This window comes from Pseudoalteromonas caenipelagi, from assembly GCF_013140855.1.
GTDB classification, from domain to species: domain Bacteria; phylum Pseudomonadota; class Gammaproteobacteria; order Enterobacterales; family Alteromonadaceae; genus Pseudoalteromonas; species Pseudoalteromonas caenipelagi.
In genome coordinates this window covers 347,474-366,886 of the sequence record NZ_JABBPG010000004.1, presented here as the reverse complement: position 1 = coordinate 366,886, position 19,413 = coordinate 347,474, and the positions used below count along the sequence as shown (strand labels likewise).

General features: G+C 45.6%; 2 protein-coding genes. Both read left to right on the top strand.

Going from position 1 to position 19,413, the window contains the following annotated elements:
- The first annotated feature begins 1 nt into the window (after nucleotide 1).
- Complete coding sequence (locus tag HG263_RS12345; RefSeq protein ID WP_171626381.1) at nucleotides 2–15,814, top strand: non-ribosomal peptide synthetase/type I polyketide synthase; 15,813 nt, start codon at nucleotides 2–4, stop codon at nucleotides 15,812–15,814.
- Nucleotides 15,814–19,413 (top strand): condensation domain-containing protein, encoded by a 3,600-nt coding sequence (locus HG263_RS12340; protein WP_171626380.1) that lies wholly within the window; start codon nucleotides 15,814–15,816, stop codon nucleotides 19,411–19,413. Before HG263_RS12345 ends, HG263_RS12340 begins: the two co-directional genes overlap by 1 nt.

The window sequence follows — 19,413 nt, the reverse complement described above, 5'->3', positions numbered from 1 at the left end:
GATGAACAATTTAAAAGATTTCCTAACTGATTTATACAAGCGTGGTATCCACCTATTTGTGGAGCAAGGTAAATTAAAATCACGCGCAGAAGCAGGCGCTATCACAGCTGAGATTGGTGCGCAAATTAAAGAGCATAAAGAGGCAATTATTGCTTTACTTGAGCAAACTCAAGCTGCACAGTTAAACAATCAGCGGATTGAAAAAGCACCGCAAGAAGCTAAAAAGCCACTGTCTTTTTCACAGCAAAGTTTGTGGATGCTTGATCATATCGGTGGTGGCAGCAGCCACTACAACATCCCAGGTGCGCTTAAATTTACTGGCGAGCTTAACGTGGATGCACTGCAAAATGCATTTGCAACCATTATTGAGAGACATGAAAGCTTGCGTACATATTTTGTGTATGGCGACGATGAACAACCTGAGCAAGTTGTTCATGATGGGCAAGCATTTAGTGTTGAAATGATTGACTTGTCAGATATCAGTGCCGATAAACTTGACCAAGAACTTAAGCAACGCATTGAACAAGAAGCGCACACGCCGTTTGATTTTGCAAAAGACTTGATGCTTAGAGCGCAACTATTAAAGCTCAGTGAGCAGTCACATGTGTTGCTGTTTACTATGCACCATATTGCATCAGATGGTTGGTCGATGGGGGTATTAGTACAAGAGCTAAAAACCCTTTATTCGGCTTACTCTCAAGGTCAAGATAACCCGCTTGCACCACTGGAAATTCAGTATTCTGATTATGCGTACTGGCAAAGAAACTGGTTACAAGGTGAAGTCCTTGAGCAGCAACTAGATTATTGGGGTGAGCAGTTAAAAGACTTACCTGAAGTGCATCAATTACCGCTTGATTACAACCGTCCAAAAGAGCAGACGTTTGATGGTGATCTGTATATTTCGTTAGTTGATAAGGATGTTAAGCAGCAACTAAAAGCGCTTTGTCAGCGCCAAGATGCCACCATGTTTATGGTTATCCACGCTGCATTTTCTGCATTACTTGCACAATACAGCGCTGAGACTGACATTGTTGTGGGTAGTCCGATTGCAAATCGTGAACAATCAGAAGTAGAAGCGCTTATCGGCTTCTTTGTAAATACCTTAGTGCTGCGTAGTGATCTATCTGAAAACCCAACGTTTACCCAGTTGATAGAGCAAAGCAAAGCCATGTTGCTAGGTGCTTACAAGCATCAACAAGTGCCGTTTGAGCAGATTGTAGATAAATTAAAACCAGCTCGTAACCTAGCTTATAGCCCGCTTTTCCAAATTATGTTGGTACTGCAAAACAATGAGCAAGGTGCATTGGAGCTGCCAGATGTGCAATTGGAGGTGTTGAAACAAGAAGAGAAAATCACTTCTAAATATGACATTACTTTGAATGTGACCGAAGTAGAGCGTGGTCTTATTTTAGGTTGGGAATTTAACACTAACCTATTCAATCGCAGCACCATTGAAAGCCTATCTAGCCATTTTGAGCAGTTACTTAGTAGCTTAGTCGCTGCACCAGAGCAGCCAGTACTGGCTGCAAATATGCTGACTGAATCAGAGCGTCAACTTGAACTGTCTACTTGGCAAGCCAAGGAGACATTTGATACGCATCACTGTATTCATGAGTTGTTTGAGCAACAAGCACAACAGCACCCACACGCTACGGCCTTGGTATTTGATGCACCAGACAGTGAGCGTCAGTCACTCACTTATCAACAGCTTAATGAGCGAGCTAACCAGTTAGCGCATTACTTGTTAGCGCAAAAGCAAATTACGCCAGACACTTTGGTGGGGGTGTGTGCAGATCGTTCGGTTGACATGTTGGTTGCCATTTTAGCCACCTTAAAAGCTGGGGGAGCATATGTACCACTTGACCCTGCGCATCCAGAGTCTCGCTTACGTCATATTATTGAAGACTCAGCGATTGAGATGGTACTGACACAATCTCACCTTGTTAAGCTGCCGGGCTTTGAGCACATTGATACGGTATGTTTAGACGATGACGTACTGTTAAGCACAGTGGCGCAATACCCTGTAGACAACATCCCTGCATCGCAGCTTGAGCTAACGCCAAGTCATCTTGCTTATGTGATTTATACCTCTGGTTCCACTGGTCTACCTAAAGGGGTACTTGTTGAGCATCAGAATGTTTGCCGTTTATTTGATGCCACAGAGTTTGGATTTGCCTTTGGCGCTGACGATGTTTGGACCATGTTCCACTCGTTTGCATTCGATTTCTCTGTGTGGGAAATCTGGGGTGCATTAGTATACGGTGGCACTTTAGTTGTGGTGCCAAAAGAAGTGGCTCGCTCGACCAGTGACTTTTATCAGTTGCTGATTGACGAGCAGGTGACGGTACTTAACCAAACACCGACTGCGTTTGCACAGCTTGTGAGTGTGACGCTTGAGAATGTGCAGCCATTGGCGTTGCGTTATGTGATCTTTGGTGGTGAAGCGCTGAACTTACAATCGCTAAATGCGTGGGTGAATCAATTTGGTGATGATGCGCCGCAGCTTATTAATATGTACGGCATTACAGAAACCACGGTGCATGCCAGCTTTAAGCGTATCACTAGTGATGATATCACCAGCAAAGGTGAAGCAAGTATGATCGGGGTACCACTGCGAGACTTGGATATTTTGCTACTTAACGCGCAAAAGAATCTAGTACCAGTGGGTGTTGTGGGTGAAATGTATGTGGGTGGTGCGGGCGTGACGCGTGGTTATTTGAACCGCCCAGAACTGACTGCAGAGCGTTTTATTGACAACCCGTTTTATGATCAAAATGATGCGCTGAGCAGCCCAAGACTTTATCGCAGTGGTGACTTAGCTCGTCGCATGCCTGATGGCTCATTAGAGTACCTAGGGCGTATCGATAACCAAGTGAAGATCCGCGGTTTTAGGATTGAACTGGGTGAAATTGAACATGCACTATTGTGCCATGAGCAAGTGAATGATGCCGTTGTACTTGCTAAGCAAACAGAGAATGGTGATAAGCGTTTAGTTGCCTATGTTGCAAGTGATGTTGTCAGTCATGGCGATGAGCAACAAGTTAAAGCGGCACGCTTTGAATTTACAGAGTCACTGCGCTTAGCATTGAGTGATAGTTTGCCAGAGTACATGGTTCCACAGCTGTTTGTTATTCTTGATAAATTGCCACTAACTGGCAATGGCAAAGTAGACTCCAAAGCTCTGCCAGAGCCCGATGTATCAGCACAGCAAGGACAATACGTTGCACCACGTAACGATGTTGAAACAGCGTTATGTGCGATATGGCAAGACGTGTTACGCGTTGAGCAAGTGGGTATTACCGACAACTTCTTCAAACTCGGTGGCGACTCTATTTTATCAATTCAAGTTGTCTCTCGTGCGGTACGCGCGGGATTACATTTTAGTGTTAAAGCGCTGTTTTCTTCGCAAACCATTGAAAAGCTTGCGCCAGTGGTTAAATCTGGCGGTAAAGTAGAAGCGTCACAAGACGCTGTGACTGGGTCGCAAACATTGCTGCCAATCGATCATGTGTTTTTTGCCGATGAAACGGACTTACATCATTACAACCAGTCGGTATTACTGACAACCCCCGTGGATTTTGACCCACAAGCATTACCTAATATTGTTGCCAAACTATATGAACGTCACGATGCGCTAAGATTGCAGTTTGTTAAGCAAGGTGATGTGTGGCAGGGCGAGTATGCACCATTGACTGATGAACTGGTTGCACAAGCGGTTATCAGTGAGTCATGGAGCAACAGCAGTTTCGATAATTTGCATGACGTTGCGAGTGCTTACCAAGAAAGCTTAAACCCAGAAAATGGTCAATTACTTAAAGCGGTTTATTTTGCACCAGAAACAGCGATGGCAGGACGTTTACTGATTGTTATTCATCACCTTGCTGTTGATGGTGTGTCGTGGCGTGTACTACTTGAAGATATTGAAAAGTTGTATGGTCAATGGCAAAACGGCGAAACTCTGAAACTTGAAAGCAAAACGTCATCATATCAGCAATGGGGTGAGTTCTTAGCCGAGTACGCACAAAGTAGCGAAGTTGCTGCACAAAGAGATTACTGGCTAGAAGGGTTTGCTGTCGATGTCGCACCACTACATCAAGTGTTGCCAAATGCAGACACAAGTGAGCAAGGTGCAAGTTCAGTTAACTTTGAACTACCCGCACAATTAACAGAGCAATTGCTTCGTCACAGTAATAGCGCTTATCGCACACAAATTAATGAGTTGTTGCTATGTGCAATTTTACTTGGAGCTCACCACACCGCTGATGTAAATGCTGTGCGTTTAGATCTTGAGGGGCACGGCCGTGAAGAACTCAGTGATAAATTTGATTTAAGCCAAACCGTGGGCTGGTTTACAACTATCTTCCCATTAACGCTTAGCATGCAAGCTGGTGCGTCACTGGAAGACCTGATCTGTGCAGTGAAAGAGCAATATCGCGCCATTCCACAAAAAGGCATCGGCTATGGTTTATTACGTTATTGTGCTCAAGATGAAGCATTTGCTCAGCTACCTGCCAGTGAGATGGTATTTAACTATTTAGGGCAGTTTGACCAAGTTGCTAATGACGACAGTGCGTTTGGCAAAGCCAATGAATTTGCAGGTAATAACATCAGTGCTGCACGCAAGCCAAGCAACCCGTTAACCATTAACTGTATGGTAAGTGATGGTCGTTTACAGGGCTCTTTGACATTTACCAAAGCGCTATATACCACACAAAGCATGCAGGCACTATGCGATAACATTGTTGGTGCATTGAGCCAGATCATTGAGCATTGTATGAGTGTTGAACACGGACGTTACACTCCTTCTGATTTCCCACTTGCTCATGTGCAAGACCAAGAGCTTCAGCAATGGGTGGGCGCAACAGATGTCGCTGATCTATATCCTGCGGTAGGTATGCAGCAAGGTTTATTGTTCCACAGTATGCTACATAGTGGTAGCTTTGTGGTGCAAAACGTACTGCGCTTTGAGCAACTTGATTGTGACAAGTTTAAGCAAGCATGGCACCAAGTTGCACAGCGTCATAACGTATTTAGAACCTCGTTTGTTGGCATGGACTCGGGCAACGTACACCAAGTGGTGCATGCGCAAGTGTCTATTCCTTGGTTAGAGGAAGATTTATCACAACTTGACGGTGCAGCACAAAAAGCCAAGTTAGAAGCATATCGCCAAGCAGATCAACAGCGTGGTTTTACCCCAGAAGAAGCCCCATTAATGCGCTTTAGAGTGCTACATATGGGTAATGATGTGCAGCAGGTAATTTGGTCTTATCACCATGCCTTAATGGATGGCTGGTGTATTCCGCTGGTGATTGGTGAAGTGACCGAATGCTATCGTGCATTATTAAAAGGTGAGCAACCAAACTTAAGAGTTGTTCGCTCATACCATGACTATGCTGATTGGTTAGCGCAGCAAGACCCTCAACAAGCCATAGATTATTGGACTAAGGCGTTGGCATCGATTGAACAGCCAACTGCGTTACCTTTGTTGAGTACCGAAGAAGTTGCTGCGAGTACAACAGAAGAGCATGATGATTTCAGTATCATTTTTGATAGTGAGCAAACTGACAAGCTCGTTTCTTTAGCGCAGTCATCGCAATCGACGGTGAACTTAATTGTGCAAGCTGCTTGGGCGCTGCTATTAGCTAGATACAATGGTACTGATCAAGTTACCTTTGGTGCGGTTACATCTGGCCGTCCACCGGAACTGGATGGTGTTGAAGAAATCATTGGATTATTTATTAACAGCTTGCCGGTTGTAGTCAATATTGATGAAAACCTAACGGTTGAACAATGGCTGGCTCAGTTACACCAACAGCAAGTTGAAAGAGAAAGCTACAACCATGTACCGCTGCATGAAATTCAGCAATTGAGCACTCATGAGCATGCCTTATTTGATAGCTTAATCGTATTTGAAAACTATCCAGTAGATGATGCCATTGACGAAAAAGCCTCTGATGCTGCATTGAATTTACAAGACGTTGAGTCATACACGGGAACTAACTATGGTATTACGCTGGTTGCGGATCTAGCGCGCACTTTGTCAATTAAATTCGAAGTACGACGCGGCCTGCTAGCGCAATCACAAATTGAACAGATAGCACAGCATTTACAAGAGCTTATTTTGAATTTTGCTGAGGCATCTGCAAGTCCAATTACACGTATTGGCATGCTTAATGAGGCTCAGTTAACTCATCAACTGATTGATTTAAATAACAACAATGGTGAATACCCAGCAGACGTATGCATGCATCAGTTGTTTGAAGCGCAAGCTGCAATGACAGGGGATGCGATTGCGGTGGAGTTTGAGTCACAGCAATTGAACTACGCACAGTTAAACCAACGAGCGAACCGACTTGCCCACCTGCTGATCGAAAGTGGGGCAGAGCACGGAGACTGCGTAGGGATTTACCTTGAGCGTTCTATTGAAATGATGATTGCCATTCTGGCTGTGATGAAAGCGGGCGCAACCTATGTGCCAATGGAGCCAAATGGCCCTGTAGAACGTGCGCAAATGATTCTTGAAGATGCCGATGTTGACATTGTATTGCTACACAGTAAGTCAATGGAAAGTTTGCCAATCAAGGGCATTGATGTCTTGTTGATGGATGATGCATCAGACGACGAGCAATGGTTAGAAGAGTATTCAGACGAAAACCCTGATGCGACTGAAACACAAGTAACACCGCAAAGCTTGGCTTATATTCTGTTTACATCGGGCTCAACTGGTCGTCCTAAAGGGGTTATGGTGCCTCATCAGGGCCTAGTGAATTATTTAACGCACGCACATCAGCAGTATCTAACTCCTTCAATGAGTGGCTCTATTGTTAGCTCGCCATTATGTTTTGATGCGACGATCACCACATTACTCACACCATTATGTGTAGGTAAAACCGTGACGCTCTTAGCGGATAACGATGACACGCTAAGTGTGTTATCGCAGCAGCTAATGAGTGATTCGCCGAAGTTATTCAAAATCACGCCTGCGCACTTAATGGCCTTGGCGTACATGCAAAGTGACGATGCCTCATCGAATGCCGCGCACACCATCGTGATTGGTGGTGAGCAGTTAACCGTACAAACGCTGACTAAGTGGAAGTCACAGTTACTACCTAATGCCTCATTCGTTAACGAGTATGGCCCGACGGAAACGGTGGTTGGTTGTAGTACATATACAGTCAATACACTTGACGACTTAGCACGTTGTGAGCACGCAGTGCTTATCGGTAAGCCGATTTTAAACACCACTTTATATGTAATAAACGCAGGGCGTATTGCACCTTTTGGCGCAACGGGTGAGTTATACATCGGTGGTGCGGGTGTTACGCAAGGCTACCTTGCTCGTGAACAGTTAAGTGCAGAAAAGTTTGTAAGCCATACTTTTGAGGATGGTCGTACCGAGCGTCTATATCGCACCGGAGACTTAGTATGTTATCGCGATGAGGGTCATTTAGAGTTTGTTGGCCGTATTGATGAGCAATTTAAACTACGCGGTTACCGTATTGAGCCGGGCGAAATCGAAAACTTACTCAACAAGTTTGAAGGCGTAGACGAGTCTCTTGTTATGTTGGTTGGTGAAGGCGAAGAGCAACACTTAGCCGCGTATTTAGTATGCACTCACATCAGCGACAAAGAAGCATTAGAGCACGCATGTGGTGGTCAAATTAGCGAGTATTTGGAAGATAAAGTACCAAGTTACATGGTGCCTTCAACATACTATGTACTTGAAGAATTCCCAGTAACACTCAATGGTAAAATTGATCGAAAAGCATTACCTGCGCAAGGTGGCATGAGCCTGCAAGTTGAAGTAACTGCTCTGCAAACAGACACCGAACATTGGCTGGCACAGATGTGGCAGGATATCTTAGGGACGCAAGAGATCGGCGCAAACACGGACTTCTTTAAAGCGGGTGGTCACTCTTTGTTGGCAATGCGCTTTATCAGTGCATTGGCTAAGCAAAAGCATGTTGAAATTACACTCAATGCATTGTTTGAGCACAGCACCCTGGCGGATTTAGCGGCGCATATTGACGGCCAAGCACGTCAGGAGTTTGTAGCAATTAAGCCTGTCGATAGAGCGCAACCATTGCCACTGTCTTACCCACAAAGACGTTTGTGGTTTATTGACAAATTTGGCCAAGGCAGTGCGCAATACAATATGCCCATTGCGATCCGCTTAAAAGGTCGTTTAGACGAAGCGCTTTTAGAATCGGTATTTACACAGATCATTGAACGCCATGAAGTGTTACGTACTACGTATCATGATCACACAGCAGGTCCGGTGCAAGTGATTGCCAAAGAGCATGGCTTTAAAATGAAGCGCCATGACTTAAGTACGATGGCAGCCAACAGCACAGACCAAGAGCAAACTTTAAATCAACTAGTAGCACAAGAGGCAGCGAAGCCATTCGATTTGAGCCAAGACTTAATGCTACGTGTAAACCTAGTGGCATTGTCTGAGCAAGATAACGTAGTGCAATTTGTAATGCACCACATTGCCTCGGATGGTTGGTCGTTAGATATCATAGTGAATGAATTTGTTGAGCTTTATCGCGCAGGTTACCAAGGAGTGGAGGCACAGTTAAGTCTGTTACCTGTTCAGTATGCGGATTTTGCTCATTGGCAAGTCACTGACTATGCTGAGCAACAGTTAGCTGATCAGCTTGGCTACTGGACACAGCAACTGGCGGGAGCGCCTCAGCTACATAATTTGCCGTTAGATAAGAGTCGTCCGGCTAAGCAGCAGTTTGCAGGCGGTGGCTACGATGACATGATTGATGGTGCCCTGTTAGAGCAGTTACAGCGCGTTGCAAAGGCCAACGGTGTCACCTTATTTATGGTGCTTTACAGTGCCTTTGCGTTACTACTTGGTCGTTACAGCAATGAAAAAGACATTGTGATTGGCAGCCCAGTTGCAGGCCGTACTCACCCTGATGTTGAGTCATTAATCGGGTTCTTTGTTAATACGCTGGTATTTAGAACACAATTAAACGAAGAGCAAAGTTTTGCACAGTTACTACACGACAACAAAGGGATGATCTTAGATGCGTTTGCACATCAAGATGTACCGTTTGAAATGTTAGTTGATGAGCTAAATATTCCAAGAAACTTGAGTCATGCGCCGTTATTTCAAGTGATTTTCACCATGCAAAATCGTGGTGATGGCCGCATCGAACTGCCTGAACTTGAATTGGGTAATCTACCAAGTGCCAGTGCGCAAAGTAAGTTTGACTTAGAGCTTGTGATCACTGAGCAAGATGACAAGTTGTTTATCAACTGGATTTACGCAAAGAGTTTGTTTGAGCAGCAAAGTATTGAAGCTTTGGGCCACAGCTTTAAACACCTATTAACACAGATTGCTACAGCGCCTGAGCAAGCAGCTTATGACTATCAGTTACTTGATGAGTCGCAGACAAATTGGTTAGCGGCGCAAAACAAGACCACTGAACAAAACAACGGTTATGACAGTGTTATCAAATGGTTTGAAAGCCAAGTCGATGCACATCCTCAGCAATGTGCACTGGAGTCTGGAGAGTTGTCTTTGACCTTTAGTGAGTTGGATACAAAGGCAAATCAACTTGCACATGCACTGACCGAACAAGGTGTTAAACCGGGTCATATTGTTGGTTTATGCACCCCACGCAGTGTTGAGCAAGTGGTTGCGGTACTGGCAACTTTAAAATGTGGCGCAGCGTACTTACCACTCGACCCAAGCTTGCCACAAGCTCGTTTGGACTACATGGCAACTGACAGCGGCGCGCAACTTGTACTGGTTGAGAGTACCTTGACACAAAGCCACACATTCACACAATGTGCCACGATGGAGCTGGCGTCTTTGCAAGCGTACGAAGCGTACCCACAAAGCCGTTTCGTGCTTGCCGACGATGCTTCGCAGTCATTGTGCTACATCATTTATACTTCGGGTTCTACGGGGCTACCGAAAGGTGTGATGGTACATAACAGTGGTGTTGTGAATTACCTACAACACACCACAGAAAACTATTTTGCACAGCACTTAAGCGGCGCTATCTTGAGTTCTCCGCTTAGCTTTGATGCAACGGTTACCACACTATTTACCGCATTACTATGTGGTAGCAAGCTGGTGGTATTGCCAGAGTCTCAAGAAGCATTGGTGAAAGGTTTACATCAATACTTAAGTGCTCAGCAGAGCTACCTGTTTAAGCTGACTCCTGCACATTTAGAGTTACTTAACTCAGCGAAAGTGGCCAGTGATGCACAGCACGTGGTGGTCATCGGCGGCGAGCAATTGAAAACCAGTACACTGCTACCTTGGAAAGCATCGTTGTTACCAAATAGCGTGTATGTGAATGAATACGGACCAACAGAAACCGTGGTTGGTTGCTGTGTTTATTGGGTTAGAACGTTGGCTGATATCGATGTTGATATGCCAGCAATTCCAATTGGTCAACCTATTCGTAATACACAATTGCACATCCTAAAAGACGGTCAAGCGGCAGGGCTTGGGGCTATTGGTGAGTTATATATTGCGGGTCAAGGGGTGACCTTAGGCTACCTCAACCGTGATGATCTAACGGCTGAAAAATTCATTACGTCACACCGTGCTTTAGCCACAGAACAGAAGCTGTATCGCAGTGGTGACTTAGTGCGTTATCGCCCTGATGGCAACTTAGAGTTTGTTGGCCGTATTGATGATCAACTTAAAATTCGTGGCTACCGCATAGAAACGGGAGAAATTGAGCAGCAATTGAGCGCCCATGAAGAGGTTAAAGAAGCCGTCGTGGTGGCTGTGGGAGAAGGAAATGAAGCCACATTAGTCGCTTACTACGTACCACAAGCACAAGCCGTAGAAGCAACAAAACTGACGCAATGGATGAAACGTAACCTGCCAGATTACATGGTGCCAGCACAATTTATTATGGTGAACCAGTTTACTCTGACAGCAAACGGTAAAGTGGACAAAAAGTCGCTGCCAAGCGTAAGCCAAGCGTCAGCTTCAAGCGTTAAAAAGGCCTCGGCGAGCAGAGCAGCTGTGAACAGCATTGAACAGCAGTTAAAGCAGATCTGGAGCGAAGTATTGGGCGTTGAGAAAGTAGCCAGCAAAGACAACTTCTTTGAGTTAGGCGGCAACTCAATGCTGAGTGTTCAGGTACAAAAAATGGTGTCTGAACGCACAGACTTCTCCATTGAGTTGGTCGATATTTTCGAGTATCCAACCATATCTGGCCTTGCTGCTTATTTATCTGGTGAAGAGGAAGTGCATGAGGAAGAGTCACAGTCTCAATCTACTGTTGAGCGTGAGGAGTGCACGGATATTGCCATCATAGGTATGTCGGGTCGCTTCCCTGGTGCCAAAGACGTCGAGCAATTTTGGCAAAATATAAGTGAGGGTGTGGAGTCAATTCAGCACTACGATGAGCAGCAGTTACAAGCACTTGGCTTCAGTTCTCAAGTTCTGAATAACCCTAATTTCGTGAAATCAGGTTATGTACTTGAAGGCATTGAAGAGTTTGATGCTAACTACTTTGGCTACTCACCGCGTGAGGCTGAGCTACTTGACCCGCAGCAACGTTTACTACTTGAGTGTTCAACCGAAGCGCTTGAACTAAGTGGCTACGGTGATGATTCGCAGTATCGAAATGTAGGTGTTTATGTAGGTATTGCTGAAAGTAACTACCTATTAAATAACATTATGCCAAATCCAGAAGTGATGGCCGGCACGGGTAAATCAACCTTCTTTGGCAATAGCTCAGGGTTTGCATCTACTTTAATTTCATACAAGTTAAACCTGACAGGGCCAAGTATTAACGTGCTAACAGCGTGTTCTACTTCTTTGGTTGCGGTTCATCAAGCGTGTAACAGCATTATGCAGGGTGAATGTGAAATGGCACTCGCAGGGGGAGCAAGTATTAACTTGTTGCAACCTGGTGGCTATATGTATGAAGAAGGGGGCATAGTATCAGCTGATGGACATTGTCGCCCATTTGATAAAGACGCCAAAGGTACACGAGCTGGTAGTGGTGCTGGTGTATTGCTACTCAAGCGCCTTGATAAAGCACTAGCAGATAACGATACCATTCATGCAGTTATTAAAGGCAGCGCGATTAACAATGATGCTTCCGACAAAGTGGGTTATAGCGCACCGAGTGTGCGTGGTCAGTCTGAGGTGATCAAACAAGCACTGAAAAACGCCAATGTGACGGCTGAGTCTATTGAGTATGTTGAGGCGCACGGCACCGGTACGCAAATCGGCGACCCAATTGAAGTGAAGGCTTTACAAAAAGCGTATGCAAGCGCTGACAAAGGGCAGTGCGCGTTGGGTACATTGAAGGCCAATGTGGGTCATTTAGACAGTGCGGCAGGTGTTGCCAGCATGATCAAAGTGATTCAGGCGATGAAGCATAAGCAGTTACCGCCAAGCATCAATTACACCCAAAGTAACAGTCAAATTAACTTTGCGGATACGCCATTTTATATCAATACAGAGTTAAAACCTTGGCAAGGTAAAGCGCCTCTAAGACGTGCTGGTGTTAGCTCGTTCGGTATTGGTGGCACAAACGCCCATGTTATTTTGCAAGAAGCGCCAAGTGTTGATACAGCTGCTAAGTGTGACACTGTGCATGTATTGCCATTATCGGCAATGTCTAAAGACGCAGTGAAGGTTGCTTGCGATAACTTACGCGAACACTTACTTGGCAACCAAGATGTGAACTTGGCAGATGTTGCTTATACCTTACAAGTGGGCAGAAAGGTGCACGAATATCGCACCAGTATTGCATGTCGTTCGGTTGAAGAAGCGATTGAATTGCTTGCTCAAAAACCGCGTATAGTGCGTGAAAAACAAACGCATCGCTCGACAGTGTTTATGTTCCCTGGGCAAGGCGCGCAATATCAAGATATGGCTAAAGCGCTGTATGAGCAGTCAGCGGTATTTAAAGCGCAGTTTGACGAGTGTGCTCAGTTACTTAATGCCCACTTAGATGTAGATATCAAAGAGGTTGTATTCGCTGGTGCTGAGCAAGCAGAAGATGCTCTGCTGAACCAAACGCAATATACGCAACCTGCATTATTTGTGGTCGAATACTGTACGGCTAAATTACTGCAATCATGGGGAGTGCAAGCGGATGCCATGATTGGTCACAGCATCGGTGAATATGTAGCGGCCTGTTTGGCAGACGTATTCAGCTTGGCTGATGCATTAAAACTTGTGAGTGCACGTGGCCGTATCATGGCTCAAGCACAACCGGGTGATATGGTCTCTGTGGTAATGTCTGAAGCAGAATTACAGCCGTTACTTACTCGTGCTGGTGCATGTTTAGCAAGTGTGAATGCAGCGGGTAACTGTGTTGCTGCGGGCAGCGCTGAGGCGATAGCACAGCTAACCACATTGTTAGATGCGCAGCAAGTGCAATGGCGCATGCTAAGAACCTCGCATGCTTTTCACAGTGCCATGATGGATGACGTTTTAGACACATTCAGAAGTGAAGTTGAGCAAGTTACGCTATCTGCACCAACGCAGCTGTTTGTGTCAAATGTCACAGGCCAATTTATTGAACCACAACAAGCACAAGACCCACAATACTGGGTAGATCACCTGCGTGGCACAGTACGCTTTGCTGCGGGTATCGATACGCTATTGACCGAAACAATGCGTCTTGATGAGCACAAAGTGTTACTTGAGGTGGGCCCTGGCATTGGTTTAGGCACACTGGCTCGTAAGCACGATAATGCCAAAGAACAGGTTGTTTTATCGACGATTCGCCACCCTAATGAAGCGGTGTGCGATCTGCACTATCTCGCCAGTTCATTGGGTAAGTTATGGAGCCATGGCATCGCTATTGATTGGTCAGCATACCACGGCGACGTAGCTGTAAAACGTGTGCCATTGCCGACATATCCATTTGAAAAGCGTCGTTTTTGGATTGATCGTGTTCGCTCTGGTGCATCATCAAAAGCGGTGGCTAATAGCAAATTAGAACCACAGGACTGGTGGTATGTACCAACTTGGCAGCAAACGTCAGCAGCAAGACAGGTTAGTCATGCCGTACAAAGCGATGTCAGTCGTTGGTTGATCATTGCTGATGAACAAGGATTGGCAGATGTGCTAGCGCAGCAATTAAATGATGCTGGTCATACCGTAATGATGGCACGTCATGGCGCTGCATTCTCGCAACTTGGTGAGCATGAGTATCGCTTAGATATGGCATCACAGTCTCAGTATGGCGCATTGATTAAAGCCGCAAACTCTTCAGCACCACTTGATCGAGTGGTTCATATGGGGGCGCTCAGCGAAGCGAGTGAGTCTCTTTCGTTGTCGGCATTTAATGATGCACAATCGCGCGGTGCACTCAGCGCTCTTTACACCATTCAGGCACTTGTTGATGCAGGGCTTGGTGCTCAGGTGCAAGTTGATTTACTGAGCCGCGATGTATTCTCTGTCACTGGCTGGGAGATGATTAACCCTGATAACGCGGCGATAGGCGCTTTGGTTAAGGTGGCAGCGCAAGAATATTCAGAGTTGGTTTGTCACCATATTGATATTAGCGAGACGGGTCCAAGTCATGCTAACAAGCGCAGTGCACTGGGCAACATGCTGTGCCAAGAGTTGTTGGCCGCGAAGCGTATTCCTGCTATTGCGATTAGAGGTAACAAGCGTTGGGAGCAAAAATATCAAGCTGAGCTTATAGAGACTGAGTTACCGCCAGCGCATACGCTCAAAGACAATGGCACTTATATCATCACTGGTGGTCTTGGCAACATTGGCTTGTTATTAGCTGAGCACATCAGTAGCTCAGTGAGCAATGCGCACATTGTGCTACTTGGTCGCTCTGAATTTGCACATCCTGCACAGTGGGATGACATTGTTGCTCAACAACAAGATGACACTCTGGTGAGCCGTATCCGCCAAATTCAAACTATGCAAGCAAATGGTGCAGAGGTTGCAGTTATGGCCGCTGACGTTGCTGATATTGGGCAAATGCGTCAGGTATTTAACACGGCGGTTGAGCGTTTTGGTGCTGTCGATGGCGTGGTTCATTGTGCCGGTCAGATCCATGGCTCAATGAAAGCCTTATCAGATACAACGCAAGCAGACTTTGCACAGCAATGTCGCTCGAAGGTTGATGGTCTGTTAGTGCTTGAGCAACTGCTAAGCGAACATCAAGTGGACTTCTGCTTACTGATGTCTTCACTTTCAACGGTATTAGGTGGTCTTGGCTTCAGTGCGTATGCATCGGCAAACGCCTACATGGATGCCTTTGTGCAACGCCAGCATACCCAAGGTGACACGCGTTGGTTAAGTGTTAATTGGGATGGTTGGAAGTTTGATGTCAGCAATGACAATGTGTTTGCTATGAACCCGCAAGAAGGTGCACAGGCATTTGCCATGGCTCTTGCCGGTGGGTATATGCCACAACTAATCAACTCTACAGGCTCACTTGAAGCACGACTGAGTCAGTGGATTGATAAAACGCAAGACACCAATAAGAACTTGTATTCTCGCCCTGATCTTGAAACTGATTATGTAAAACCTCGCAATGACGTTGAGGAGCAGTTAGTTGATATATGGCGCGATATTTTGGGCATCGAGGAAATAGGGATTGAAGATCACTTCTTTGATTTAGGTGGTGACTCACTGGTGGCGACACGCGTGATAAGTGCCATTCGTCAAACATTCTCTATTCCCGAGAAGGTGTTCTCAATTAAGGATTTCTTTGATAACCCAGTTATCGAAGCTATCGCAGAAAAAATTAGTAAAGGCATGGTGGATAGCGACGCGCTCGAAGCCAAAGAGCATATTTTAGGCGCTGGTAAAGCCGTTGAAGAAGGAGTGTTCTAATGAGTGTATCACTAGAGATTTACGAACAAGCACGTAACAACAATATTGTTTTATACCTCAAAGGTGATCAGCTTGCTTATGTGAGCGAGGAGGGCGGGTTTCCCGCCCAGCTCAAAGAGCAGATCCGCGAGCATAAAGACAGCATTATCAGCTTTTTAAAACAGCTAAGAGAAAAGGAGCAGGCCAAAGCAGATCCAATGTTGATCACGCCTGTCGATAATAAAACCTTGTTGCCATTATCCTATGCACAGCAAGGGTTATGGTTTGTTGATAAGCTAGAAGGCGGCAGTAGTCAATACAATATTCCTGCAGCATTTCGTTTGCGGGGGGCATTGAACATAGATGCAATTCATCGCGCTCTGGATGCATTAGTTGAACGACATGAGGTGCTGCGCTCCATCTTTGTGGTGGATAACGGCGAACCATTTCAACGGGTCATGCCGAGCGAGCGTGTGGCATTTCCGGTCATAGACTTGGCAGAGATGGAAGCAGCTGAACAACAAGCTGAAGTGAACAAGCAGGTCGTTCAAGAAATGAGTAAAACCTTTGACTTGAGCACTGATTTAATGCTCAGAGCCAAGTTACTTCGCTTATCGGCAGATGAGCACATTATGATGTTTACCATGCACCATATTGTGTCTGATGGCTGGTCACAGGCTGTGTTGGTCAGAGAGTTTATCCACTTTTATGACTGCTTCTGCAAAGGGGTAGCCAGCACTTTAGCGCCGCTAGAAATTCAATATGGTGACTATGCCAGCTGGCAGCGTAAGTTTTATGATGAGCAAGCTCTGGATCAGCAATTTGCTTACTGGAAGGAGCGCCTTGACGGCGCGCCTAAACGCCACTCTTTGCCTTTGGACTATGCGCGTTTGCCACAGCAAAAATTTGCAGGGCGTACTTACACTTGGATGGTTGATGATAGGTTACGCACAAAAATAAAAAGCATGGCAAAACAGCGTGGGTCCACCTTGTTTATGGTGCTTTATAGTGTGTATTCGATTGTTATTGGCCGTTGGAGCCAGACCCGAGATGTGGTGATTGGTAGCCCGATCGCGGGGCGTACACACCCGCAGGTGGCACCGCTAATTGGTTACTTTATCAATAGTATTGTGTATCGCAGCCAATGGGAGAAAGACACTTCCTTTGCGCAATTGTTAGAGCAAAACCGAGTGAATACGCTGGTGGCCTACGATAACCAAAATATCCCACTAGAAACCTTGGTTGATAAACTTAAAGTGTCTAGAGAGCTCAGCCATAGCCCAATTTTCCAGCTGATGTTTACATTGCAAAATAATGAAACCTCCGAGCTTGATTTACCCGGTTTGCAAGTTGAATCACTGGGCGGCGACAATGATATTATTAAATATGATATGGAAATGGAGGCTGCAGAACTTGACAGTGGTATTCAGTTTTTATGGAACTACTCCACGTATTTGTTCAATGAGCAAACGGTTGAGTCGATGGCCGAGAGCTTTAATGTGATACTGGAACAAATTGCAGATAACCCAGACATTGCCATTGAGCAGTTAAAGCTACAACGCAGTGCAAGACATGTTGAATTGCCAAAATTAGAGGCGCAGCCCATTCATTTGCAGTTTGAGCAAATGGTGCAACAGCAACCCAGTGCTGTTGCTATCGAAAGTGAGCAAGGGTACTTAACCTATGCTCAGCTCAATGGCCGAGCAAACCAGTTTGCACGCTATCTTCAGGCGCAAGGATTTAGTGCCATAGATACGTTATATGTCGATTTGCCTCACACTCAAAGTCGATATGTTGCCATGCTAGCTGCGTTAAAGCTGGGTGCCAGTTACAGCTACGATGTGTTAGACGCATCATCGGATCAATGGCGAGTAACGGAGACAGGCTCTCACACATCGAGTCCAAAAGAGATGGTTATGATGTATGAGTTATTTGAGCATTACGATCAGAGCAATTTGTATGATGTATTTGTGTCAGTATTTAACGATGCGCTGCAATATGGCAAGCACAGTTTGTCACATCAGGCCGTCTATCGTCAGATTCAATCACAGCTTGCCACGCAATCGATAAACCATGATGCGCAAGTGCTGCTGAGCCCTGATAACTGCTATGTGTCTGCGAGTGATTGGCTTGGGGCATTATTGGCGGGCGCTAAACTGCATTTAGTTCAAAGCAATGAGGCCTTAGCGCTTGCTATTGCTTCAGGTGCAATCACTCATGCCACAATGAGCGCGGCACAGCTTGCCAGCATCCCATGGCAACCAGACTACCAAGTGCAACAGCTATGTATCACTCAAGCCGACACTAACATGCAATTATTGTGGCAGTGGGCGAGTGCTTACGAAGTGCGCAGCATCCTAAATGTTGGACCATATAGTTACTTGAGTCAGGTCAAGGTGAGCAGTGAACAGGTATTTAACTTAGGTGTTATGTCGGACTATCAACCGTTGCTAGTACTGCACGAAAGCAAACAGGTTGCACCTGTTGGTGCAAGAGGTCGTTTGTATCTGCAAGGTGATACGTCTGATGCGCACATAGACACAGGACTTACGGCAAGAGTCTTAGCCGATGGCACTTTTGAGTTGTTAGCCAGCCCAGCACTTGAGGTGAGTTCGCAGCAGCTGCAGGTGGAGCAATTTATTGCTCGTCAGCAGTATGTGGAGCAAGTAGCGGTGACCGATGACAACGTATCTATTCGCTATAGCCGTGACTGTGAGGATGTCAATGCAGCACTTGCGACCTTGATACATATCATGAAGCACTCTTTGCCAGCTTATATGGTGCCAGAGCATTTGCTGCCAGTACCTCAATTGCCGCTACTGCAAAGTGGTGCGATAGATAGAAAGATGGTTAAACAGCAAGTCGCATTTTGGCAATCACATATAAAAGCGTTTGCACAGTTGCCAGTGAACAACTTGTCATCAAAGCCGCTTGCTGCAAGAGATAAAGTGGCCTTTGTGCTTGATGAACAAGCTCAACAGGCATTGGTTCGTTTGGCAGATATGCTATCAATTGATTTACCGCGAGCGTTGTGTGTGGCACTGACCATTGCTCAGAGTATTCATGAGGAAAGCAAAATAGTGAGCCATGCGCTAAGTGGGGTGACTGTTGCGCACTTAGTGGAACCTGTCAGATCTGTCATTAACCTAAATCAATTGGATGAAGGTCTGCCAATAACAGAGCTATTAACACAGTTAAGCGCGCAGTTAGAGTTAGCCTTATCTTGCGGCGCAGTAGATAAAAGCTGGGTTACACAGCAGTACAACGACTACCACAACAGCAAACAAGATTCACTTTATTCGCTAGAGGTGAATTTTGAAAAACCAGAAAACATATCACGACTGGAGACACAAAAGCAAGATGTAAATGTCGCAGGTGTTGTGTTGCAAATATCTACGATAGATTTACATCGTGTTAAAGGCGAATGGTACGTCGATACAGACCTTTACAGCAGCTCAACGATTAGTGCGCTCACAAGTGGTTTAAATGCAGTTTTACCTTGGCTTACAAGGCAAGAACTACACACGCTTGTTGAAGTGAAACAACAACTAAAAGAGCAGGTGCGTAACAGAATGCGTTCAGCTAAACGCAAGTTTAAGCCAGGAGGTATTCGAAAATAG